A 1487-nucleotide genomic window follows, 5' to 3' on the forward strand; every position below is an offset into this window, starting at 1 on the left:
GAAGCAAGGGGAGAATCTTCCGCGCAGCTGATCGCCCACTTGAAGAAGGCCGACATGGCCAAAGAGGCCGAACGTCTTCTCGATGGTTCGGGCTGGTTGCCGGAACCGCTGCGTCTCGTCGATCCTCATGCGGCGTCAGTGGAGCCGGAGGTTGAAGCAGGCCCGCTACCCGAATTTCTCGCCGACGATGAGCATCGGGAGAACGCCGGCGACGATGACCCGCAACAGCTCGACGCGGCTGAGTGACACAGAGCGGGATGGCTCGGGCCATCCCGCAGTTGCCTGGAGCCGGTGTGTAACGCCGGTCCCCATTTTATGGGCGAGCGCTGAGAGGGAGAGCAGGGCCGGGAAGGTTTGAATTGCCGTGGTCTTAAGGGGAGCGCCGCGCGGTTCGACCTGTTCCTGCTCTCCCGAGAAATCCTGCCATGACCGAATCTCTCGCCGGCGGCGCTGCCGCCGCGCCGCTCTCGATGCGTGCCGCCGCAAATCTCACCTCCGCCGCCATCAGGGCCGCGCGACAGCTCCTGACCGAGCTCGAACGCGGCCGTCGCATCGATGCCGCCGTCCTGCGTAGCGCCATGGAGGCAGCCTTCGGCGCCTCAGACGCGGCCGGCGTCTGGAGCTGGAAGACCGCCTATGACGTCTGCGAGGCGGCAACAGTTCTATTTCTTCGCAAGTTCGGTCCGGCCATGCGCGCCAAGGCTGGCTCGACGGCTGCCATGCTGCCAATGCTCGCGAGAATCGCGAGCTGTCTGCCGACCCATACGCGGCGTTCCGAAGACAGTCAGGCGTTCCAGCAATTCTCGACGCCGATCCCGCTTGGGCTGGCCGCATGCGTCGCAGCCGGCATTACGCCTGCCGACCGCGTTCTGGAGCCATCCGCGGGGACCGGATTGCTCGCGATCTTCGCCGAGCTCGCCGGCGGCTCTCTGATGTTGAACGAATTGGCTGAAGGTCGCGCGGCGCTGCTCGATCATTTGTTTGTCAACGTTGAGGTCACGCGGTTCGACGCCGCGCAGATCGATGATCACCTCGACGCGAACGTTGTGCCGAGCGTGGTTCTGATGAACCCGCCGTTCTCCGCGGTGGCGAATGTCGATCGACGGATGGCAGACGCCGCTTTCCGGCATATCGCTTCGGCGCTCGCGCGCCTTTGCGATGGTGGACGCCTCGTCGCCATCGTTGGCGCAGGCCTTGCGCCGGATAACCCGGCGTGGCTAGAGGCCTTTGTTCGCCTCCAGGAGCGCGGACGGGTCGTGTTCTCTGCCGCGATCGACGGCGCCGTCTATGCCAAGCACGGCACTCAGACGGACACGAGGCTGCTCGTAATCGACAAGTGGCCCGCTGCCGATCCGAAGGCTTTTCCTGCATCGCAGGGCATGGCCGGCGATGTTGCCATCTTGCTCAATTGGGTGACCCAGTACGTGCCTCCGAGGCTACCCGTCGCCGCGCCGGTCGTGGCCGACATCGTTAGCCGCCCTGCAATG

1 protein-coding gene and 1 pseudogene are annotated in these 1487 nt (G+C 65.1%); both read left to right on the forward strand.

Going from position 1 to position 1487, the window contains the following annotated elements; all coding sequences use genetic code 11:
• A pseudogene (locus I6F33_RS37820) lies at positions 1 to 246 on the forward strand (DNA-binding protein); the annotation flags it as partial.
• 179 nt (positions 247 to 425) lie between these two features.
• Positions 426 to 1487 (forward strand): SAM-dependent methyltransferase (locus I6F33_RS37825; RefSeq protein ID WP_225145781.1); only part of this gene is annotated, 1062 nt, incomplete at its 3' end.

It is taken from the genome of Bradyrhizobium sp. BRP20, assembly GCF_020194215.1.
GTDB lineage: Bacteria > Pseudomonadota > Alphaproteobacteria > Rhizobiales > Xanthobacteraceae > Bradyrhizobium > Bradyrhizobium yuanmingense.